Annotated in this window: 20 protein-coding genes and 2 pseudogenes; 4 read left to right on the top strand and 18 right to left on the bottom strand. The window is 40.6% G+C overall.

The genetic code is table 11. The features are described from left to right. Positions 1-99 (top strand): annotated as a pseudogene (locus PSI06_RS21720) (IS982 family transposase); the annotation flags it as partial. Positions 100-121: 22 nt separating this feature from the next. On the opposite strand, the pseudogene PSI06_RS16770 reads toward PSI06_RS21720, so the two are convergent. The 9 genes and pseudogenes from PSI06_RS16770 to PSI06_RS16730 all read right to left on the bottom strand — a co-directional run. Further along, positions 122-886: pseudogene (locus PSI06_RS16770) on the bottom strand (MFS transporter); the annotation flags it as partial. Between the two features lie 263 nt (positions 887-1,149). After that, complete coding sequence (gene recR / locus PSI06_RS16765; RefSeq protein WP_004588121.1) at positions 1,150-1,758, bottom strand: recombination mediator RecR; 609 nt, start codon at positions 1,756-1,758, stop codon at positions 1,150-1,152. 6 nt (positions 1,759-1,764) lie between these two features. Continuing rightward, positions 1,765-2,091, bottom strand: a complete 327-nt coding sequence (locus PSI06_RS16760) for a YbaB/EbfC family nucleoid-associated protein (RefSeq protein WP_004588122.1) — start codon at positions 2,089-2,091, stop codon at positions 1,765-1,767. 59 nt (positions 2,092-2,150) lie between these two features. Further along, positions 2,151-4,619, bottom strand: coding sequence for a DNA polymerase III subunit gamma/tau (gene dnaX / locus PSI06_RS16755; protein ID WP_273605044.1), 2,469 nt, complete (start codon positions 4,617-4,619; stop codon positions 2,151-2,153). Between the two features lie 3 nt (positions 4,620-4,622). Beyond that, positions 4,623-5,168 carry an adenine phosphoribosyltransferase gene (apt, locus tag PSI06_RS16750; RefSeq protein WP_004588124.1) on the bottom strand — a complete coding sequence of 182 codons (546 nt, stop codon included), beginning with the start codon at positions 5,166-5,168 and terminating at the stop codon, positions 4,623-4,625. Between the two features lie 172 nt (positions 5,169-5,340). After that, a complete protein-coding gene (locus PSI06_RS16745) occupies positions 5,341-5,463 on the bottom strand; it encodes a hypothetical protein (protein ID WP_004588125.1) in 123 nt (40 codons plus the stop codon). A gap of 72 nt (positions 5,464-5,535) precedes the next feature. Then, positions 5,536-6,288, bottom strand: coding sequence for an HvfC family RiPP maturation protein (locus tag PSI06_RS16740; protein ID WP_004588126.1), 753 nt, complete (start codon positions 6,286-6,288; stop codon positions 5,536-5,538). Between the two features lie 10 nt (positions 6,289-6,298). Then, entirely contained in the window at positions 6,299-7,156 is an 858-nt protein-coding gene (locus PSI06_RS16735) for an HvfB family MNIO-type RiPP peptide maturase (protein WP_004588127.1), read from the bottom strand. Positions 7,157-7,239: 83 nt separating this feature from the next. Next, on the bottom strand, positions 7,240-7,710 hold the full coding sequence (locus PSI06_RS16730; protein WP_004588128.1) for an HvfA family oxazolone/thioamide-modified RiPP metallophore: 471 nt from the start codon (positions 7,708-7,710) through the stop codon (positions 7,240-7,242). 227 nt (positions 7,711-7,937) lie between these two features. On the opposite strand from PSI06_RS16730, the gene PSI06_RS16725 reads away from it, so the two are divergent. Both PSI06_RS16725 and PSI06_RS16720 read left to right on the top strand, forming a co-directional pair. Next, on the top strand, positions 7,938-8,918 hold the full coding sequence (locus PSI06_RS16725; RefSeq protein WP_004588129.1) for a tRNA-dihydrouridine synthase: 981 nt from the start codon (positions 7,938-7,940) through the stop codon (positions 8,916-8,918). Positions 8,919-8,975: 57 nt separating this feature from the next. Beyond that, positions 8,976-9,308, top strand: coding sequence for a TraR/DksA C4-type zinc finger protein (locus PSI06_RS16720; protein WP_004588130.1), 333 nt, complete (start codon positions 8,976-8,978; stop codon positions 9,306-9,308). Positions 9,309-9,312: 4 nt separating this feature from the next. Here PSI06_RS16720 and PSI06_RS16715 read toward each other — a convergent pair whose 3' ends face one another. The 9 genes from PSI06_RS16715 to pyrC form a co-directional block, all read right to left on the bottom strand. Further along, positions 9,313-10,356, bottom strand: a complete 1,044-nt coding sequence (locus PSI06_RS16715; protein ID WP_004588131.1) for a hypothetical protein — start codon at positions 10,354-10,356, stop codon at positions 9,313-9,315. A gap of 63 nt (positions 10,357-10,419) precedes the next feature. Then, positions 10,420-11,679 carry a tetratricopeptide repeat protein gene (locus PSI06_RS16710; protein WP_004588132.1) on the bottom strand — a complete coding sequence of 420 codons (1,260 nt, stop codon included), beginning with the start codon at positions 11,677-11,679 and terminating at the stop codon, positions 10,420-10,422. A gap of 11 nt (positions 11,680-11,690) precedes the next feature. Further along, positions 11,691-12,305, bottom strand: a complete 615-nt coding sequence (locus tag PSI06_RS16705; RefSeq protein ID WP_004588133.1) for an energy transducer TonB — start codon at positions 12,303-12,305, stop codon at positions 11,691-11,693. Beyond that, on the bottom strand, positions 12,305-12,709 hold the full coding sequence (locus PSI06_RS16700; RefSeq protein WP_004588134.1) for an ExbD/TolR family protein: 405 nt from the start codon (positions 12,707-12,709) through the stop codon (positions 12,305-12,307). The genes PSI06_RS16705 and PSI06_RS16700 overlap by 1 nt, the downstream gene beginning before the upstream one ends. A 14-nt stretch (positions 12,710-12,723) precedes the next feature. Then, positions 12,724-13,248: a MotA/TolQ/ExbB proton channel family protein gene (locus PSI06_RS16695; protein ID WP_004588135.1), complete on the bottom strand. Its 525-nt coding sequence runs from the start codon at positions 13,246-13,248 to the stop codon at positions 12,724-12,726. Then, the gene (locus PSI06_RS16690) at positions 13,248-14,612 is read right to left on the bottom strand and encodes a MotA/TolQ/ExbB proton channel family protein (RefSeq protein WP_004588136.1); all 1,365 of its coding nucleotides are present in this window, start codon (positions 14,610-14,612) and stop codon (positions 13,248-13,250) included. The genes PSI06_RS16695 and PSI06_RS16690 overlap by 1 nt, the downstream gene beginning before the upstream one ends. A gap of 7 nt (positions 14,613-14,619) precedes the next feature. Further along, positions 14,620-15,390, bottom strand: a complete 771-nt coding sequence (locus tag PSI06_RS16685) for a DUF3450 domain-containing protein (RefSeq protein ID WP_004588137.1) — start codon at positions 15,388-15,390, stop codon at positions 14,620-14,622. A gap of 930 nt (positions 15,391-16,320) precedes the next feature. Beyond that, a complete protein-coding gene (locus PSI06_RS16680; protein ID WP_004588138.1) occupies positions 16,321-16,524 on the bottom strand; it encodes a cold-shock protein in 204 nt (67 codons plus the stop codon). Between the two features lie 465 nt (positions 16,525-16,989). Then, complete coding sequence (gene pyrC, locus PSI06_RS16675) at positions 16,990-18,039, bottom strand: dihydroorotase (protein ID WP_004588139.1); 1,050 nt, start codon at positions 18,037-18,039, stop codon at positions 16,990-16,992. Between the two features lie 214 nt (positions 18,040-18,253). Here pyrC and PSI06_RS16670 point away from each other — a divergent pair, with 214 nt between their 5' ends. Beyond that, on the top strand, positions 18,254-20,623 hold the full coding sequence (locus PSI06_RS16670; protein ID WP_004588140.1) for a bifunctional diguanylate cyclase/phosphodiesterase: 2,370 nt from the start codon (positions 18,254-18,256) through the stop codon (positions 20,621-20,623). The last annotated feature ends 134 nt before the right edge of the window (positions 20,624-20,757 follow it).

Raw genomic sequence — 20,757 nt, 5'->3', positions numbered from 1 at the left:
CACCGCAGCTGCATCTCATTTATGGTTAATTTAATGGCTGGATTAATTGCCTACACTTTTCAGACTAAAAAGCCGAGTATAAAAGTGACTCGACTTTAATTCTTATGCAGATCTGAGGTTAATTAGGTAATGCCGTTAAAATAACCGCGCCTATTAGCCAAAACCAGCTTATACCCAACACCGATTTACCAACCGATTCTGTTTGAGCATTAAGCGCTTTAAATACATTTTTAGTGGATGAAAAAATATTATAGGTAAAGTGCAAATTAGGATTATTGGCTTGGCTTATAGGAATAAAGCGGCTGCTGAAAAAGCCAAGTACCGCAAGTATCAACACGGCAATACTAATAATTGTTGGACCTGTTGTTTGAGTAATGTAATAGGTGCCAAAAATAGTACCAATTAAAATAGCGACAAAAGTGGCAGACTCAACCAAGCCATTGGCTTTTGTTAATTCGTTAGGTGCCACATGTTGCGGTAATATTGAATACTTAAGCGGGCCAAAAAAAGTACTTTGCAAGCCCATAAAAAACACGGTGGTCAGCATTAGCCACACATATTGCGTAAAAATAGAGGCTGCGCCAATAACCATAACCGGTATTTCGCAAAATTTAACAAGCCGGATCAGCTTTGATTTTTCTGTTTTTTCGGCTAATTGACCCGCCATTCCTGAGAATAAAAAAAACGGTAATATAAATAAGCCCGCTGCAAGGTTTGAATACAGCGCACCATCACCAAGGGTTGCAGCTTGAAACACTAACAATATAAGCACGGATTGCTTATACACATTATCATTCATAGCCGACAAAAACTGCGTTAGAAATAGCGGTAAAAAGCGCTTACTGCTGAGTAAACCGCCTTTATTGTCGTGTTTATTATTTTGCATAGTACTCCTTACTAATCAGATAAATTCCTGATGTTTTTATAGCAACTTGAGCGATATTTTTAAGGCGCGTGAGCCGTGCAACTATCACGTTATCTTGTTGTTAGTCAATAATTTATAACACAACGTTGCCAAGTTTAACTCATTTATTAATTTAATATGATTACCGGCAAACTCACACACGTTATACGGTAATTAAATAGCAAACACAAAAAAGCCCACATATTTTACTATGTAGGCTTTTAAAACGATTTCAGATAGTTGTGTTAGTCCTGCATAACCGCTCGGCGGCCACTAAATGCATGCATTAACGTTGTGCCATCTACTAAATCAAGCTCGCCACCAACAGGTATACCATGCGCTATACGCGAGGCCCCTACTTTATATTTATGGCAAAGCTGGGCAATATAATGTGCAGTGGTTTCGCCCTCAACCGTAGGGTTGGTAGCTAAAATCACTTCGTTAATACCGCCGTGCGAGAGCTTTTGTTCAAGTATATCAAGGCCTATTTCTTTAGGGCCAATACCGTCAATTGGCGATAAATGCCCCATAAGTACAAAATATAAACCAAGGTATTGGCCTGTTTGCTCTATTGCCAACACATCGGTAGGCGATTCAACAACACACAGCACACCACTGTCTTGGCGTTTTGTACTTAAGCAAATATCACACTGCGCTTGCTCAGTAAAAGTGCGGCACGACTGACAATGCCCAACCGCGCCCATGGCTTTGGTCAATGCGTTACCAAGTTGAGTACCGCCTTTACGATCGCGCTCTAATAAATGAAACGCAATGCGCTGAGCCGACTTAGGACCAATACCCGGTTGGCAACGTAGCGCTTCTATAAGCTGCGTTAAACTATCTGAAAGTTGCATATTTGCTTAAAACGGCATTTTCATACCTGGTGGTAATTGCATACCGCCAGTTACTTTGCCCATACGCTCTTGCGTTTCGTCAGCAACGCGGCGAACAGCATCGTTACATGCTGCAGCAAGTAAATCTTCAATCATGTCTTTGTCGTCTTCCATAAGGCTTTCATCAAGCTCAACACGACGCACGTTATGATTACCAAGCATGGTTACTTTTACAAGGCCTGCGCCGGCTTCGCCAACAACTTCCATTGTCGCGATTTCGTCTTGGGCTTTTTGCATGCGCTCTTGCATTTGCTGCGCTTGCTTCATCATGTTACCCATTCCACCTTTAAACATAATTTTCTCTCTTTCTTTTAAACTCTAGTTGTCATGAAGATAAGGGCGATTGTATTTAATTACAATGCCTGAATACTGTTTTCGTCAATTTCGGCGCTAAATAGCTGCTGAAATTGTACTATGTTTTCATCAGATGTGATCACATCAATTGCTTGCTGGTGTCGCCCTGCATCTATTTTTTGCTGAATTAAATAAGGCGAGTCAATCACCCCTTTTGCAAAGTTAATACTCAGCGATACGTTATGCCCGTAAATGCTTGATAACGCCGCATCGAGCTTTTGCCTAAGCATGGGCGTATCTAAGTGTTTTTGCGATTCATCCACGTCAATATGTAAACTGTCGCCTTGCTTGGTAAAAATCGAGTGTAATGCAAATTGGCGCATTCGCCCACCAAGCCCCATACGCTTAATTAAATAAGCCCACTCACCTTGCTGATGCGCAAATTTAATCTCGCTAATTGGGCTTTGAAAATCATCTGGGACCGGTATAGCGGGCTCTTGCTCTATTACCTCAGGCTTTTTTTGCGGATTAATTTGCTCCAGCAGCTCAGGCGCTAAGTTTTCAGTAATTGTTTGATGCTTTTCTTTAAAATCAACCTTACGCGCTGGCTGGCTTTGCGTTACTGGCTCAGCTGGCGTTTGGCTCCCTGTTACAGGGAGCGTTGGCTTTTTTTCGCTATCGCCTTGCGCATGGTCATGCCATGGCGGTGAATCGTTTTGTGACTCACTCGCTTGCGGGCTTGTATTGTGTGGCTTTGCTTCGCTGTTAGGCGTAGCTTGGGCAGGTGTTTTTGGTGTTTGCGCTTGCTCAGGGGTATTTACACTCCCCCCAGAAAGCCTGCCTGCCCCCGATATATTTCTATCCCGTAAAATTCGCGCAATTGCTGATTGTGCTTGAGCTTCTTGTTCACGCACACTGCTATCTTTAGCATCGGCGTTTTCAGGCGCGGGTTGTGTGTGTTGCGCTACAGGTGCTGGGTTATAACCTTGATCCACCGCACTGCTCATAACATCATCAAATTGTGCGGCTAAGCTTTGCTCCATATTACTGTGTTGCAGATAAGCATCGTCTTCACTTTGGCGCTCAGCAGCATCGTCACTCTTAGCAATGTGCTCACTTTGCCGCACAGGGCTCGGTATATCGTTTTGCGGGCTTTGAGCCGCAGATGATACGCTGTTGCTGTGTTGCTCACTTGGCGAGCGTGTTAGCTGCTCTGTGGGCGGTTGCTCTCCTGGTTCATCAATTGTTTGGCTTTGCGCATTACTTTGGTTTTGGCTTTTCTCAACCATTGCTTGCGAAGCAGGGGTTTCGTCTTGCGATGGTGTTTTATTTTTATTTAATATATCACGCAGCGCATCGGCACGGCCTTTACTACTGGTAGGCGCAGACGTGGCTGCACTTGGTGTGACACTAGGCTCATGAAGCGATTGAGCAAGCGTTGTACCTGCAGATTCAAATGCTAATAAGCGCAGCATTATCATTTCAAAGCCTAAACGAGGCTCTGGCGCCCATTGTAAGTCTTTTTTACCGTTTAATAGTAACTGGTAATAAACCTGTATTTGTTGAGCCTGGGTGTGCTGTGCAACATGGCTAATATAATCGGCATTTTTATCATCAAGTTGCGCTGCTTGCGGGACAAGCTGAGTTAATTGAATAAGATGAGTTAATGCAATTAAATCATCAAGTAGTGCAATATAGTTAGGATTACGGCTCGCAACTTGGGCTATTTCGTCCATCAGTGCGCCACCATCTTGTGCTAACAAAGCAGCAAGCAAACTTTGGCTGTAATGGGTGTCCATTAAACCAAGCATAGCTTGTACGGCTTGATTGTTTATGTCGCCGTTGGTTTGCGCAATAGCTTGATCTGTTAAGCTCAACGCGTCACGCATACTGCCATCGGCGGCTTTTGCTATAATACTTAGCGCATCTTTATCAAAGTTTAACTCCTCTTGAGTAAGTACATGCTCAAGCTGAGTTTTAATTTCGCTTTGCGAAAGTGCATTTAAGTTAAACTGTAAACAGCGTGATAAAATGGTAACAGGTAACTTTTGCGGATCAGTGGTTGCTAGTAAAAACTTCACATGCTCTGGCGGCTCTTCCAACGTTTTTAATAACGCGTTAAAGCTATGCTTAGAGAGCATGTGTACTTCATCTATTAGGTATACTTTGTAACGTCCACGCGTGGGTGCATATTGAACGTTATCAAGAATTTCACGAGTATCTTCTACTTTGGTGCGAGAAGCGGCATCGATTTCAAGTAAGTCAATGTATCGCCCTGCTTCTATGTCAGTACAACTGCTACATTGCCCACAAGGAGATGCCGATATACCCTCATCACAATTTAAGCTTTTAGCAAAAATACGCGCAATGGTCGTTTTACCCACACCACGGGTTCCAGTGAATAAATAAGCGTGATGCAGTCTATTTTGCGTTAGCGCATTAACAAGCGCTTGCTTTACATGAGACTGGCCAACCAATTCATGAAAGGTTTGCGGACGCCATTTTCTCGCTAGAACCTGATAACTCATCAATTACTCGCCTTCAAACTCAACCAGTTTTAAGATTTTAATACCCATTTTTTCTATACGCTGCTCACCACCAAGCTCTGGTAATGAAACAACAAACGCTGCATCAGTGGCTGTGCCGCCTAATTTTGCAACTAGCTTTGCTGTGGCTTCAATTGTGCCACCGGTAGCTAATAAATCGTCAACTAATAATACTTTGTCGCCTGGGACAATAGCATCAACATGAAGCTCTAATGTGTCTTCACCGTATTCAAGTAGGTAATCTTGGCGAATCACTTCGCGTGGTAGCTTGCCTGGCTTACGAACAGGAATAAAAGGGATCCCTAACGCGTAAGATAGCGGTGCACCAAAAATAAAGCCGCGAGATTCTGTACCAATAATTTTTGTAAAGCCTTGGTTTTTATATTCGTTTATAAAAGCATCGATTGTTGCTTTAAAGGCTTCTGGATTTGCCATTAGTGTTGTTACATCACGAAACATAATGCCTGGTTTAGGATAGTCGGCAATGGTTGCGATACTGTTTTTAATAATAGCGGGTGTTACTTGAGTCATAAGTTTAATTGCTCAATAGTTTATATTTCAAAGCAGCTGATTATAACCTTAACTGACGTTAAAATGCGAGTTTGCTGTTATTAATACCGAGGTGGTATGAAAATTATAAGGGTGGAGGAAGAAAAGAAGCTTAAGGCTGATAAAAACAACAGCCTTAATAGAGCAAGGAGCTTTAAGTTAGGCTTGTGATCCAGCCTAAAATCGCATTTAAACAGCCAATACCCACAAAAACTGCTAAAAAAGCAATAAAGTAAGTAGCGTTAAACGGATCTTTAAAGTCTTTATCATCTGACATTGGTATAACCTTTTTTTAAGCACGACAAATAAGGCTGCCATGATAGACGAAGTAAAAACATCTATAAAGACCTTAATGTTGATTTTTTGTCACGATAATACCGCGCTCGCACATTGCATTAAGCGTACTTAACGCACCATGCGCAATTTGTTGTTCGCTAAAATTAGGCGCATGCACTAAAACCTGCTGGCATACACTCTCAAAGTCAATGCCCGCATTAGATTCTATTATTGAAAGTAGCAAGGCGGTCATTGCATTTGTAGCTAAAAACTGTACGTCGTCGTTATCATCTCTGTATACAACAAAGTAATTAGGCTCCTCAGATGGCGTGCTGGGTTTATACTCTGTGCTGATATTTTGCACCGCATATTGGTAGCTTAAATTACGCGCTACACTCGATAAGTAAAGTGCAGAACTGGTTAGTTCAGTGCTTTTTAAGCGTTGCTCATTGGTATCTTCATTAGCCACGGAAACATCAAGCTCTATCCACTCATAATGTGCCAGCTCCAGCATAAATGCATAATCGTACTCTTGCAGGGTATAGCTGCTCGATAAGTAATTAATAAACTCCCCTGCTATGTCTAAAAAGTAAGGCGACTTACAGTCATGCTCACTAAAAAAAGCCCGTATTAATTTTTGCCATTGCTGCTGTGTATATAAAGTTTTAAGCACCGGAAAACCAGATGAGATAAACCCTGCAATATTACTAAAAAATAAGTCACGGTAAATCGCCATGCGTCTATCTTCAATATCGTTAGGCTTTGGATTATGCTCAGGCTCACGTATGTGCGCCATAAACTCATTTTGGCTGTCAATAAAGCTCATATTTCTTCCTTTATGCTAATTGCTGAGAAGGCGATGCGCATAACTGCTTATTTTGTAAATCGTGAATAATATCAAGCTCTTTTGTTAGTGTATTTATACTTGGAATATTAAAGTCACGCTCCAATAAGGTAGGAAACACCCCATGCGCTTGGTACGCTTTATCAAGCAAGTCCCATACGGGGCCAATAACATCAGCGCCGTGGGTATCAACAATTAAATCATCGGCTTCATTGTAGTGCCCAGCTACGTGCCCATATGCAATGCGTTTTGAAGGTAACCCTAATATAAACGCTTCGGCGTTGTAACCATGATTAATTGAATTTACATAAATATTATTTACATCAAGCAGTAGTTTACAATCGGCTTGCTCTAAAATCGTGTTTGTAAATTCAAGCTCAGATAACTGCTGGCCAGGCGCCGCATAATAAGAGACATTTTCGATGGCTATTTGGCGCTCTAAAATATCTTGCACTTGTTTGATGCGAGGTACAACGTGTGCAATGGCATCTTCAGTAAAAGGGATTGGCATTAAATCGTACATATGCCCTTTTCCAGAGCAGTAACTTAGGTGCTCACTGAATAGTTTAATGTTGTGCTGATCAAAAAACGTTTTTAGCGATTTAACAAATTCAATATCAAGAGGTTCAGGCGAGCCGATAGAAAGCGATAAACCATGGCAAACAAAATTATTGGCGTCAGTTAAGGTTTTAAATTGTTTTTTAAAGCGCCCTCCGAGCTTAAGCCAGTTTTCAGGCGCTACTTCCATAAAATCAATTTGCTTTGGTGTATGCGCTAGTAGTTCATCAAGCATCTCTCGACGAAGACCTAAGCCCACCATCCCAAATGCTGAGTTTTGTGTTGCTCTCATCATTATCTCCTAAAACAAAAAGGGCCTTTTGGCCCTTTTAGCATAACGTATATCTGAGTAAATCAGGTACTTAAATCAGCCTGTTATTGGCCGCCGCATTTACCTTCTTTTTTACCTTTTGCGTCGCCGCCACATTTACCTTCGCCGCACTTACCTTCTTTTTTGCCTTTTGCGTCGCCACCACATTTGCCTTCGCCGCATTTACCTTCTATTTTACCTTTTGCGTCGCCGCCACATTTGCCTTCGCCGCACTTACCTTCTTTTTTACCTTTTGCGTCGCCGCCACATTTGCCTTCGCCGCACTTACCTTCTTTTTTACCTTTTGCCTCACCGCCACATTTGCCTTCGCCGCACTTACCTTCTTTTTTACCTTTTGCGTCGCCGCCACATTTGCCTTCACCGCACTTACCTTCTGCCGCATCAAGCTGGTATCCGGTTACTAGCTGTTGAAATTCAAATGGGTTTGCTTGTGCATCTGCAGAGGCAAAACTTGCAGAGCCAACAACTACTGCACCTAAGGTTAACGCGATTGAGTTTTTCTTTACTGTATTCATTGTATGACTCTCTTATATAAGTGTGTATTAAGATAACGCAAACTAATTATTGTCAATTATGCGTTGCTTGTATAATTAAATAGACCCGCTATCAAATAAAAACTTTCATTTATTTTCATTTTTTTTACTTTTAAATTTATACAAACAAATATGGACAGTAATTTAAGTTTTATCAAACCATACTTTGCAGGTACACTACGCACCCGTTTTTTCAATAAAAATACTCTATGAAACTTGTTTTAGCGCCTATGGAAGGTGTTGTTGATTTTAAAATGCGCCAACTTCTTACCAATATTGGTGGCTTTGACCTATGCGTAACAGAATTTGTTAGAGTAATTGATAAATGTTTACCGGCTAAAGTGTTTCATCGCTATTGCCCTGAGCTCGATAATAACGGTTTAACCAAAGCCGGTACTCCTGTGCGCGTACAGTTATTAGGGCAAGTGGCCGACGTATTAGCAGAAAATGCGGTTAGAGCTATCGAATTAGGCTCTCACGGTATAGATCTTAATTTTGGCTGCCCTGCAAAAACGGTAAATAAAAGCCGCGGGGGTGCTGTTCTGCTAAAAGACCCTGATCATATGTATGACATAATCAAAGCGGTAAGGGATGCGGTAGATAGTAAACATCAAGTAAGTGCAAAAATACGATTAGGCTTTGACGATGATAGTAACAGCCAGGAAATTGTAGATGCCGTTGTGAGTGCTGGAGCAGATAGTATTGCTATACATGCACGTACCAAGCGCGATGGTTATAACCCACCTGCATACTGGGGAAAAATCCCCCCGCTAATAAAAGATAAAAACATCGCCGTGGTTGCCAACGGTGAAATTTGGCAAGTGGAAGATGCCCTACTTTGTCAAACACGAAGCCAGTGTAGCGATTTAATGCTAGGGCGCGGTGCGCTTTCTCACCCTGATTTAGCGAAAAAAATTAAAGCTCATGTTAATAATGAACAATATACAGGCCTAGAGTGGGAACATATAATTTATCATTTGATTCACTCTGCTATTCATCAAGACCCCACACAAGATGAAAAATATTTTGCCTCTCGTACTAAGCAATGGCTGGGTTATCTAAAACGCCAATACCCACAAGCCAATGCACTATTTGATGAAATAAGACGTCTTAAAGTAAAAGGTGATGTAGCACAGGTTTTAAAAAAATACGCTAAGTCTCCGCAACTTGATTCAAATCATAGCGTATAAGCAGCGCAGCTCAGATAATACCGGTATAACGAAACGCTAAATGAAGGTTATACCAATATGCTTTATCAGCAACAACTGCACAGTGAAATAGCACACGTTAAATCAGTAATATTAGCGATGCTGAGCCAATCTGCACACCCTGCCCATCTTAAGCTACGTGACGTTATATTAACTAGCCAGCATAACGAATGGCTTGACACTGCCACCTACCACTTAGGCCCTGAATATCAAACTTTAGTTAATAGGCTGACAGAATTAGAAGCGGCAATAAGCCAAATTGATATTGGTCAATACGGCTATTGCTGCGATTGTGAAGAAGCAATTTCTGAGCGGTTACTTAAAAAAGACCCTGCAACACAGCGCTGTGAAATGTGCGCTAAGCGCACATAAGCGTTTAAAGTGTTAATAGTTGCTCGGCAAAACTAAAAGCGTGGCCTGGGTACAGCACACTATCTTCAACTAAATACTGCGCATCGCGCTGTGAAATAGCTAATCGTTTTACTAAATTCACTTTTGCCTGAGATAAAGTCCATGCATGGTAGTGTATGCCCACATCGGTTTCCATTAGCGCAAGCATTAGCCTTTTATCTTCTGGGCTTAGCTGGCTGTTTTTAGCCATAGCGGGCAACAGCATGTAATCTGTTTGCCAATCAATCCCTTTTACTTTTGGCGCCTTGCTTAAATATTGGCTAATAAACGAAGTACTATGATGCTCGTTATAGCTCAAATTAGGTGCAGTATGCGAGTCAATTTGAAGATGCTGATTGATAGTATCAACCCATTGCAAAGGCGACTTAACTGCCCCACTAAAGTAATTTAGTTTACTTTGATACCATTCACTGCCATTAGCAAGTCCACGTAAGCCAATGCTTCCCCTTGGTTTGTACTGGGCCAAGTAATCATTAAACTCTGCAATCTGGGCTTTTAAATCGTTTGCGCTAGATTGTTTTAATAGTGGCGTTTGTAAGTAACCCTGCAGGAGGTTTAATTCAACCTTGTTTAATCTCAAATTGCTTTGCAGCGCACTGTCTAATTGATCTTGAGTGAACTTAAGCCACTCAATTACCTCGTTAGCCTTAGTACTTTGAATTTGCGCTGATAATAAGTTGTCTAACACATTGACCTGTGAAGGCCAGCTGAAAAAGCGCTCAGGAAAACGCTCAGCAATAATTAAGTAATTTAGCTGCTGTGTTTGCGCGTTTGAAAGTGTCATTGTTTGTAGCCGCTGATACATCTGATGACGAAGCGATAAATACGCTGAGGAAAAAGGCAATACTTGTTCAGTGGATACACTTGCAGTGCCCGCAGGCTTTAGCGCTGTGTTTAAATTTTTAATACTCTGCTGCGCAGCATCATAAGATTCAAAAGGCGGTGGTTGTTTTGAACAAGCAACCAAAAACAGACTAAATAGGACAGACAAAAGATGCGTTTTATTCATTATAAATTCCAATAAAAAAAGCCCCAAAGGGGCTTTTTATATAATTGCTAAAACAAATTAAAGTTAAATTTTAACACCGTTGCGAGCGGCTTTATCTTTAATAAATGTAGACCAACCTTTAGCAAACTTACGTGTGCGTGGGTCGTCCATTGCTTTAGTAATAGCAGCATAAGCTTGCTTGTATTTAGCTTGGTAGTAATACGCTTCAGCTAAATCTGAATAAATGGTGCCTTTTTTGTCAGAGCCAAGCTCTAACGCTTTGTTCAAACGAACAACAGCAGCACTAAAGTTCTCAGATTGTAAAAGTAACGATCCTGCTTTGCGGTAAAGCTCTGCATCGTCGTCAAATTTAGCAGCTTCTTCGTAGTACTTAGCAGCTTTTTCGATGTCTTTAGAACGGTGGTAGTTACTAGCAATTGCGTTAACATTTTGCTTAGTACGCTTAACTTTATCTTCTTTAATCGCATTTTCAAGGGTTTTAGCCGCTTTAAATGGAATTTCGTTTAAAGAATAAAAGTTAGAAAGTACTTTGTAATCTACTTCCGCTTCAAAATAGCCATTTTTGAATGCTACTTCCATGGTCGCTAGACCTTTAGAGTAGTCTTCGGTTTGTAGGTAGTATTTACCTAAACTAACCCAGGCTTTTTTGTCATCTGGCCAAACTCGTACAATCTCTTCACCAATTTTCACCATGTTGGCGTAGTCTTTAAGTTCAAAGTAAGAACCTAATTTTAATTGGTAAGGGGCCTTGTTAGGCTCCTTTTGTAAAGAGATTGCCTTGTCGGCAGGTTTAAAAACATCACGAAACTGACCTAACTGATAGTTAGCTTGCGCAATACGAGTATAAACTTTAGGGTCTTCTTCGCCGGTGAAGTCCATCCAAGCTGTATAAGCTTTTTTGGCTTCTTGGAACTTTTCTGTACCAGCGTATAAATCACCTAATAGCTTTAAAGTTTGCTCGTGATCTGCGAAGTTTAAAATATCAGGGGCAACAGCTTGTCTAGAGTATTTAATCGCTTCATCGTACTTCTCTTTTTGCGCGTACATGCTACCTAAGTAACGATTTACAGTCGCTTTATCGAAGTCGTTAGATGCGTCAATCTCTTTTAACAAGGCAATTGCTTCATCAATTTTGTCTTCATTGTACAAGTCAAACGCTTTAATTACCTTTTTACCAGTACGCTCGCCCATGATTTTAGTCTTGGCTTTTTTACGCTCTTCAATTTTAGCGTAATCCGGCGCTGCTAATACAGGTGCAGTTATAGCTGCACCTGACACAGACATAAGAATTGCAAGAGCAGTTACTTTAGATAAATTTCTCATTACTCGCCTCCTTAGCCTTGGTTAAGTTTAAAGTCTAGTTGAACTTGTAAACCAACTTGTTTCTGTGGTTTACCGTCAATAATTTTAGGACGGTATTTCCACTTGCGTAATGCACGTTTAGCTTCACGGTCAAAGATACGTTTTGGTTCTGCGTCAATAACTTGAACGTCAGTCACGCCACCTAACTCATCAATTGTGAACGAAAGTTGTACCCAACCTTCTTTACCATCACGCGCTGCTTGCGTTGGATATTTTGGTTCAATACGAACGATAGGTGTCGCATCACCATCTCGTCCAAATGCACCTGGACCACTTAGTCCACCAGCCGAACTTCCTACATCAATGCTACCCATGTTAAATGACATAGCACCAGGGTTAGGATTGTTATTCTCCGGCTGTGGCGGCTGCGGTTTAGGCGGCTGCTTTGGCGGTGGCGGAGGCGGAGGCGGAACACGCTTCCTCTCCTGCACCTTAGATTCAGGCGGATTCGTCATTATTTCGACTATGATCTGCTCTTTTTGTTCAGTATTACGGTCAGCCCCACCAGAGATGAGGTAAGCCATGAAGTAGAACAAGCCGAAAGTAACTGCCCCACCTGCAATCAGTGAAAACAGAAAACGAATCATTACTGATCTCCAGCTATTGAAATTCTCAGGTTGTCACCTGTCGCTTTGATCTGGTCCATAACTTTAACCACTACGCCGTGCTTTGCTTCTTTATCAGCTTGCAAAATCACAACATCAGTAGGTTGTTCTGCTAATAAACTTTCGATTTTTGCTGAAACACGTTCAACATCAACTTGCTGTTTATCAATCCAGATAGCACCATCACTGCGAATAGCAACAAAAATGTTAGCATTTTTTTGCTTCGTAGCTTGGGCCGCTTTAGGTTTATTGACCTCGATACCAGCCTCTTTAACGAACGATGTAGTTACGATAAAGAAAATAAGCATGATAAATACGATGTCAAGCATTGGCGTCATATCTACCGCTGCTTCTTCTTCTTCACGAAAACGTTGTTTACGTGCCATATTTAATTCTCTCTCTAGTGATGAGGCATGCTATCTACAAGTTTGGCTTTCACCATTCTCGCTCTTGCCTCAAGGCGTGAGCTAAAGAAAACTCCAGATAGTGCCGCAACCATTCCAGCCATTGTTGGGATTGTTGCCATTGAAATACCTGATGCCATTAAACGTGCATTACCAGTACCCTGGGTTGCCATGGTTTCGAAAACCGCGATCATACCCGTTACAGTTCCAAGTAAGCCTATTAAAGGACAAACAGCTACTAATGTTTTAATCAACAACATACGCTGATCTAATTTTTCAGACGCTTCAGAAATCCATGCTTCACGGATTCTGTGTGCGTACCAAGACGTAGTGTCTTGGCGGGCATCCCACTTTGCTACAATATCCTTCGTTAAACGAGGAAATTCAGCAAGTAGGAACCAATAGCGCTCAATCATTAAAACCCACATAAGAAAGAGTGCTATCGCGACCACGTATAATACCTGGCCGCCTGTGCCAACAAAATCCCTGATAGATTCCCATATCTCCATCAGGACTAGCATTAGGCTTTCTCCTTCTCCGCGTGAGTAGCAACGATACCCGCGCTTTGCTCATCAAGGATATGTAATACTGACTTACTACGACCTGCAACAATTGAATGAAGTAGGATAAGTGGTAGTGCAGCAATTAGACCTAGCGCTGTAGTTACAAGAGCTAGAGAGATGTTACCAGCCATGATCTTCGGATCGCCCGTACCGAACAATGTGATTGTTTGGAACGTTAAGATCATACCGATTACTGTACCTAGTAGACCAAGTAACGGTGCGATTGCAGCAAGAATCTTGATGATGTTAATACCAGCTTCAACACGTGGCGTTTCACGTAAGATAGCTTCATCAAGTTTAAGCTCAAGGTTTTCAACGTCTTGGCTCTTGTTGTCATGGTACACTTTAAGAATACGACCCAGTGGGTTGTTTGTATTCGGTGTAGACAAGTTTTTAAGCTGAGACTTGATCTTAGAAGTAGTAAGAGCTAAGTCAACGAAACGTACTAAGAAGATTAGTAGACCAACAGCTAATAAAACTGTGATGATGTAACCAACTTCAGCACCTTGCTCGTAGTATTCCATAAGCGTTTTCTTCTGCGTGTTGATACGTAAGATTGCACCACGAGTCGGGTCAATGTATACGCCAGCGTAATTGTCAGAAGAAGTACCTTCAAGAGCTGAGATACCATCTAAAATGTAGCTATCAGGTTGTTTACCTAAAGGCTGAATAGATTTTGTCTCTGGCGAGTAGATTAAGTAACCTTCGTCAGTAACTAAGTTAAAGTTACCAATACGTGTTACTTGCTTAACTGTAGAGTTGCCGTCAAGACCTGACACTTCAGTTTCAAAAGTAGAAACTTTTGCTGACTCAGTCATTTCTGTTTGAAGTGCAATCCAAAGTTCTTCAAGTTCACGAACTGTTGGAAGCTCTTTAGCAGCTGCTAATGAACGAAGTACTTCTGCACGGCCTGGCTTTTCAGCACTTACTAGTGAAGCTTCGATAGAACCGATAGCGTCTTGCGCTGCACGACGTACAACACCAAACATTTCACCAAGAGTACCTTGTGCGTTTTGAAGCGCTTGCTCTTTTTCAGCTAATGTATTTTCGTTTTGTGCATATTGCTTAGCTAAGCTGTCACCGCGTGCTTTTTCAGACGCTAATTGGCTTTTTGCTTTGTTAAGTAATGCTTGCTTGTCAGCACGTTCTGATAAGAACTCTTGCTCACGTTGCTTATTGATTTTACCTTCAGAGATACGTTCTTGCTTTACTTGCTCAAGAATTTTATCTAAAGCATCAGTATTTGCATGTGCATTAAGCGCGGTACCTGCAGAAACAGATAGTACTGCTGCAACAGCAAAACCTTTAAATAGTTTCTTCATTATTCGATTACTCCGCGCCAAAGATTGGTAGTTTAACAAGTTCTAGTGTCGCTTGCTTACGCGCCATACGAATCACTTCTTTAACTGGTTTTAGGTATTCTTCACCTAATTCTTTCCACTCTTTAGTGTTGTTGTCCCACACCCAAGCGTGTTTTAAGTCAAAAGATTGTGCTACGTAAGTGATACGACCTAAACGACCGATATCAACGTTAATGTTTTTACCATCAACTTCTAAAGTACCTTGAGAAGCAGTTACAGCCGAGCTGTAAGCAGTTTCAACTGTGTACGCTTCAAGAACTTGGCGGAATTTCTCAGACGTCGTTACAGACGCAGAAGCCATGATTTCACGAAGTCTTTCTACACGAGCTAGACGAGAATCAAGATTGAACGGAACGTCCGCTTTGATGAATTGCTCAAGCGTATCGATCATGCGATACATCAAAGGCACAACGTTTTGTTTAGTGTTGTCGATAGTAGCGATTTGACGGTCAAACGATTCGATTGACGCATTTTGGTCAGCGACCAAACGTGCTACGTGATCGTTGTACACTTTCATAAGTTCAGTCTCATCAACAATACTACGGTACTCAGCGATTAGCTCTTGAGTTTGACCGTATACGTTGTCAATTTTAGTTTGAGACTTAACAGCAGCCTTTTGAATTTGCTGACCTGCTTTTTGCACGTCATTCAAAGGATCTGCAATCACATTGCTGCTTGCAAATGCAAAAGCGCCAACCAACGCAGATGCTACAAGACTCTTTCTGATTTTAACAGACATAGTTCCCAACCAATTAAGTAATGTTACTTTTATAATTTAATTATCAACCTTATTAAGGATGACAACCCTGATATCTTTTAATAGATATCAACCCTCCAATAATGCTAAATGCAGTACGCCCTGTCAACTTGATGTTAGCTATTCTAAGTAAATAAATACCTTGAAAAAGCTAAAACTAAAGTATTACAAAAAATACTGTTAACATAAATGCAACCAGCATTAAGCCGTTTTAGCATTATATAGCCCCTTTAAAATTAAACACTAGTTAAAAATTAGACACTTACATGAAACAAGAATGCAACATCTAAACAAAACTGAATTGCACCTTAAAAAAAAACAAAAATAATAAAAATGTGACAATTTGATGAACTAGATTTGGTTAATTTAGGCTAATAACACATCTTAACTTGCAAATCCTGCGCTTCATCGTATAAAAATACAACAATCCGAAAGTGGTTTTGAGATGATGTATAAATATTACTGCATTTAAGTTAATGGCTTTAACTTTGCTAAACCCAAGTTAAGCCTTATTAAAGTTAGTAAAAGACTCAGTTAATTACACGGTTTTTTGATACACACTATGCGTGTGGTAAATGTATTGTTTAAGCTTGGTGAAAGTATGCAGATTATGAGCTGTTAATGTATTAAAGCGGCGTTGCTATTAAATAGGGCTAATTAACTATTTAAATGGGAAATATGTTAAACGTGTTTGAAGCTATAGCAAGAAGTTAAATTTAAACGTTTGACTGTATTAAGGAGTGTAGAAACAATATTAAGGAGTGTAGAAACAATATTAAGGAGTGTAGAAACAATATTAAGGAGTGTAGAGACAATATTAGGGAATGTATAAACAATGGGGAAGATTTTGAGGAATTATGGTGAAACAGAAAACTGCTTCACCAAGATGAACTAAGGTTCACATAATTAAAATTATGCTACTTCTACGTTCTCAGCTTCAGGGCCTTTTTGACCTTGTTTGATGCTGAAAGTCACTGCTTGACCTTCGCTAAGAGTGCGAAAACCAGAACCAGTGATTGCGCTGAAATGTACAAACACGTCAGGACCATTTTCTTGTTCAATGAAACCAAAGCCTTTAGCTTCGTTGAAAAATTTTACTTTACCAGTAACCGACATACTAAATTTTCCTGTAAGTCAATAATTAAAATTCAGCCATATTATTATGGCTATATCCTCCCTGAGTCAGTGCCCAAAATTCTGGAGGTATAGTACAGGAACAAGTTTTAACCTAACCGGTAACCTTAAACGCAGCACAATATCCGTAAATTCAATACGCAAAAACTCAAAGCAAGTTAAGGTTAACACATTAATTTTTTTTTGGCTCTATTAATTAAGATTTATTTACTCAGAACAAAAATAAATAAAGCATTATGTGTAAGTGGTTATTTTTAAAGCTAAAATTGAACAAAAAACGGCAGCTTTGTTGCTCCTAATTGTAACAAATCATGTATAACAGCTTAGCTTTACAAATAAAGCCCCTCGTAAAGAGCGTTAAAAACTCGCGTAAAGATTGAATTTCAAGCAAATAAAAAGCCGTACAGCAAGCTATACGGCTTTAATACAATGCTAATTTAATGCACTTTACTTAACCTGCCAGTCAATCGTAGCTTCTGCTTTAATAGGCACAACTTGTGAGTCACCAAGTGTGTAACTTGCGGGAACTTGCCAAGGGCTTTTCTCTAGGGTAATTGTATCGGTGTTACGGGCAAGTCCGTAAAAGTCAGGCCCAAAATGGCTTGCAAAGCCCTCTAGTTTGTCCAGCTCGCCCGCCTCTTCAAAGGCTTCGGCGTAGAGTTCAATCGCGGCATGTGCTGTATAGGCGCCGGCACAACCACATACTGCTTCCTTTTTATCTTTATAATGTGGTGCTGAGTCAGTCCCTAAAAAGAACTTTTTATTTCCACTTATAGCTGCCGCCATTAATGCTTGTTGGTGAATATTGCGCTTTAAAATAGGTAAACAGTAATAATGCGGACGTATGCCACCAGCTAACATGTGGTTACGGTTGTACAATAAGTGATGCGCGGTAATCGTTGCCGCCACATTTTGCGGCGCGGCTGTTACAAAATCAACGGCGTCTTTTGTGGTAATGTGTTCTAGCACTATTTTCAGCTTTGGAAAATCAGCTACCACTTCGCCTAAAATCGTCTCTAAAAATACTTTTTCACGGTCAAAAATATCTATTGATGAATCAGTCACCTCACCATGCACTAATAACAGCATGCCCACGTCTTGCATCGCTTCTAATACAGGGTAAATATTCTTTACTGATGTAACCCCAGAGTCTGAGTTAGTGGTTGCCCCAGCTGGGTACAACTTGGCAGCAACAATTTTGCCCGTTGCTTTGGCTTTTTTAATTTCTTCAGGTGTGGTTTTATCTGTTAGGTAAAGCACCATTAAGGGTTCAAAGTTGCCCTGCGGCCCCGCTGCCATAATTCGCTCTCGATAAGCTAGCGCTAAATCAGTGCTCGTTGCTGGCGGTACAAGGTTTGGCATTATGATGGCGCGGCCCATGTAGCGGCTAATATCGCGTACTGTATCTTTAAGTTGCTCACCATCACGTAAATGGACATGCCAATCATCAGGACGAGTTATGGTTAATGTGTTTTTTGAATCGGTATTAATGCTCATTACTTTTTTCCACGGCTGAATTTATCCGATCATAGGCATATGGAAAGACCTAGTAAAGTGTTATCTAAACTATTCCCCTTTACGGGTGCTGCAAAATACTATTGGGTTTAAGTTTAACGACGATTACACTCGTTTAAGCGTTTTATTTTGAACATGCTTTAAATTTGGGTTAACTTATCAGTGCTAATACAAATAAAAAGAATAAAATTACCCTATGTCAAATCATATCGATACCTATAAAGCGCTCGAAGTTAAAACTGAACAGCTGAGCATAATAAATCAGTTTTCCTCAAGCTTATTACAGCTCGATACCCTAGAAGAGTTATTTGAGTACGTAACCACTCAAGTAGTAAACCGCCTAGGGTTTGTTGATTGTGTTATTTACCTGGCTGATGAAACACGTTTACAGCTAAATCAAGTCGCTTCTATGGGCATAGCCCACGCCAGAGACGAATACCAAGCAGAGCGTAAAATTATTGGCTTTAACGAAGGTATAACCGGTTATGTTGCCCGCACAGGCACAGCTATTATTATTGGCGATGTAACGCAAGACCCTCGCTACATTGCTGATGAGCGCCCTGCTCAATCAGAGTTATGTGTGCCACTTATATACAAGGATCATGTTTTAGGGGTTATTGATTGTGAACATCCAATAAAAAACTACTTCACAAACGCCCATTTAGAAATATTAACCACGGTTGCGCATTTATTAAGTGCTAAGCTAAACCAAGTAAACACGGTCAATAGCTTAACGCACACAGTAAAACAGTTAAATAATGCGCAAAAGCTTGAAAACAGCTTACTGCAAATCGCTAATTTAACGTATAAAGCCAGTAATCTAGATACCTTTTTTGAAGCTCTTCACAGCATAATAAATAGCTTACTTCCTGCAGATAACTTTTTTATTGCCCTTTACGATAAGCAAGTAGACATACTCGATTTGGTTTACATCGTTGAAGAAGGCATTCAAACACACGCCCACAAAAAAATATCAAAAGAGCAATTAAAAGACACAGCTTCGTATTACTTACTAAAATCAGACCGTGTACTGCTATTAAATCAAAACGATTATCAGCAACATATAAATAACGGCGACTTTAAACTTGTTGGCCGTCTTTCTGAATCCTGGCTAGGTGTGCCTTTTAAAGCAAATGATAGAATAAGCGGTGTAATTGTTGTTCAAAGTTACGATAAAAAGCTGCATTACAACGAACACGACAGCGCCCTTTTAACCTACGTAAGTAGGCAAATTAGTATGGCCATAGATAGGCAGCTTGCAAGGCAAGAGCTTGAACACAAAGCATTGCATGATGAGCTAACAGGCCTCGCTAATCGCTCGTTACTTATTGAGCGTATTAAACATGCAATTTTGCGTTTATCGCGTGTTAAAAAAGGCACGAGCCATGCCTTGCTTTATTTAGATTTTGATCGATTTAAAAGTATCAATGATTCGCTTGGGCATGAGGTTGGCGATCACTTTTTAATTAAAATTTGTGAGCTCATAAAAGGCACCGTCAGAAACACCGACACGTTTGCACGCCTTGGTGGCGACGAATTTGCTATTTTTATGGAAAACATCACACACCGAAACCAAGTTAGCGAAGCGCTAAAACGAATAAACACAGCCCTTGCTAAGCCACTTAATGTGGATAGTCATTTATTGCAAGCATCAACCAGCATTGGCATCGCCTTTAGTGAAAGCAGCGACGATAAAGCCTATTTGCTATTACAGCAAGCCGATGCCGCCATGTACGAAGCTAAATCAAGCGGGCGTGGCCAAGTTAAGTTTTTTAATAACACCATGCGTAAAAAGCTCAAAACACATGCCGATATAGAAAACGACCTACAACACGGCATTGAACACAACGAATTTGAGCTTTATTTTCAACCTATTTTTACTATAGCGACAAGCGAAGTTGTCGGCTTTGAAGCATTAGTGAGGTGGCACCATCCTAAAAAAGGGTTTGTGCCACCAAATGAGTTTATTCCGATAGCCGAAACCACTGGGCAAATTATTAACCTCGATTTGCACTTGCTTGACCTCGCAGCCCAACATATTGCGCACTGGCACACATTAGGGCATCGCTTTTTAAAAGTAACGGTCAATGTGTCATCGCGTCATTTTGCCAGCCTCGACTTTGTTGCCCAAGTTCACGCATTGTATAATAAATACCAACTGCCTTTAGGGTCGTTGTGTTTAGAAATCACTGAATCAGGGCTTATTGCTAACCTTGATTTAGCAACCCAAATAATAGAAGGGCTTGCCCCACTTAAAGTGAAGTTATGCTTGGATGACTTTGGTACTGGATACTCAGCACTTGGTTACTTACACCAATTACCTATTCATATTTTAAAAATAGATAAAAGCTTTATCGATCACCTCAACAAAACCAATAACCCATTAGTAGAGGCCATTCTCTCATTAGCGCAATCACTAAACTTTGAAGTTGTGGCTGAGGGAATCGAAACCCAAGAGCAACTAAATATTTTACAAGCCACTCAATGTAATTACGGGCAAGGCTTTTTAAAGTCAAAACCAGTTACAGCACAACACGCCATTAAACTTATCCACAAACCCCTGTAGTAGCTGTTATCCAAAGGCTTACTTTTTCACAACCAAAAGATATAAAAAGTAAGCCCCGTAATACCCATTCGTTTATTTAAGCGCTCAGTTTTGAAGTAATAAAAACATGTTGTTGCTGTTTAAGCTTTAGCCCA

This window comes from Pseudoalteromonas sp. GABNS16E, from assembly GCF_028598715.1.
GTDB classification, from domain to species: domain Bacteria; phylum Pseudomonadota; class Gammaproteobacteria; order Enterobacterales; family Alteromonadaceae; genus Pseudoalteromonas; species Pseudoalteromonas atlantica.
This window is presented reverse-complemented; position numbering and strand designations above follow the sequence as displayed.

What these genes read in the sequence shown, in the direction of transcription:
- recR (WP_004588121.1), bottom strand. Translation starts at nt 1,758, where the DNA reads ATGCAACTTTCAGATAGTTTAACGCAGCTTATAGAAGCGCTACGTTGC.
- PSI06_RS16760 (WP_004588122.1), bottom strand. Translation starts at nt 2,091, where the DNA reads ATGTTTAAAGGTGGAATGGGTAACATGATGAAGCAAGCGCAGCAAATG.
- dnaX (WP_273605044.1), bottom strand. Translation starts at nt 4,619, where the DNA reads ATGAGTTATCAGGTTCTAGCGAGAAAATGGCGTCCGCAAACCTTTCAT.
- apt (WP_004588124.1), bottom strand. Translation starts at nt 5,168, where the DNA reads ATGACTCAAGTAACACCCGCTATTATTAAAAACAGTATCGCAACCATT.
- PSI06_RS16745 (WP_004588125.1), bottom strand. Translation starts at nt 5,463, where the DNA reads ATGTCAGATGATAAAGACTTTAAAGATCCGTTTAACGCTACTTACTTT.
- PSI06_RS16740 (WP_004588126.1), bottom strand. Translation starts at nt 6,288, where the DNA reads ATGAGCTTTATTGACAGCCAAAATGAGTTTATGGCGCACATACGTGAG.
- PSI06_RS16735 (WP_004588127.1), bottom strand. Translation starts at nt 7,156, where the DNA reads ATGAGAGCAACACAAAACTCAGCATTTGGGATGGTGGGCTTAGGTCTT.
- PSI06_RS16730 (WP_004588128.1), bottom strand. Translation starts at nt 7,710, where the DNA reads ATGAATACAGTAAAGAAAAACTCAATCGCGTTAACCTTAGGTGCAGTA.
- PSI06_RS16725 (WP_004588129.1), top strand. Translation starts at nt 7,938, where the DNA reads ATGAAACTTGTTTTAGCGCCTATGGAAGGTGTTGTTGATTTTAAAATG.
- PSI06_RS16720 (WP_004588130.1), top strand. Translation starts at nt 8,976, where the DNA reads ATGCTTTATCAGCAACAACTGCACAGTGAAATAGCACACGTTAAATCA.
- PSI06_RS16715 (WP_004588131.1), bottom strand. Translation starts at nt 10,356, where the DNA reads ATGAATAAAACGCATCTTTTGTCTGTCCTATTTAGTCTGTTTTTGGTT.
- PSI06_RS16710 (WP_004588132.1), bottom strand. Translation starts at nt 11,679, where the DNA reads ATGAGAAATTTATCTAAAGTAACTGCTCTTGCAATTCTTATGTCTGTG.
- PSI06_RS16705 (WP_004588133.1), bottom strand. Translation starts at nt 12,305, where the DNA reads ATGATTCGTTTTCTGTTTTCACTGATTGCAGGTGGGGCAGTTACTTTC.
- PSI06_RS16700 (WP_004588134.1), bottom strand. Translation starts at nt 12,709, where the DNA reads ATGGCACGTAAACAACGTTTTCGTGAAGAAGAAGAAGCAGCGGTAGAT.
- PSI06_RS16695 (WP_004588135.1), bottom strand. Translation starts at nt 13,248, where the DNA reads ATGCTAGTCCTGATGGAGATATGGGAATCTATCAGGGATTTTGTTGGC.
- PSI06_RS16690 (WP_004588136.1), bottom strand. Translation starts at nt 14,612, where the DNA reads ATGAAGAAACTATTTAAAGGTTTTGCTGTTGCAGCAGTACTATCTGTT.
- PSI06_RS16685 (WP_004588137.1), bottom strand. Translation starts at nt 15,390, where the DNA reads ATGTCTGTTAAAATCAGAAAGAGTCTTGTAGCATCTGCGTTGGTTGGC.
- PSI06_RS16680 (WP_004588138.1), bottom strand. Translation starts at nt 16,524, where the DNA reads ATGTCGGTTACTGGTAAAGTAAAATTTTTCAACGAAGCTAAAGGCTTT.
- pyrC (WP_004588139.1), bottom strand. Translation starts at nt 18,039, where the DNA reads ATGAGCATTAATACCGATTCAAAAAACACATTAACCATAACTCGTCCT.
- PSI06_RS16670 (WP_004588140.1), top strand. Translation starts at nt 18,254, where the DNA reads ATGTCAAATCATATCGATACCTATAAAGCGCTCGAAGTTAAAACTGAA.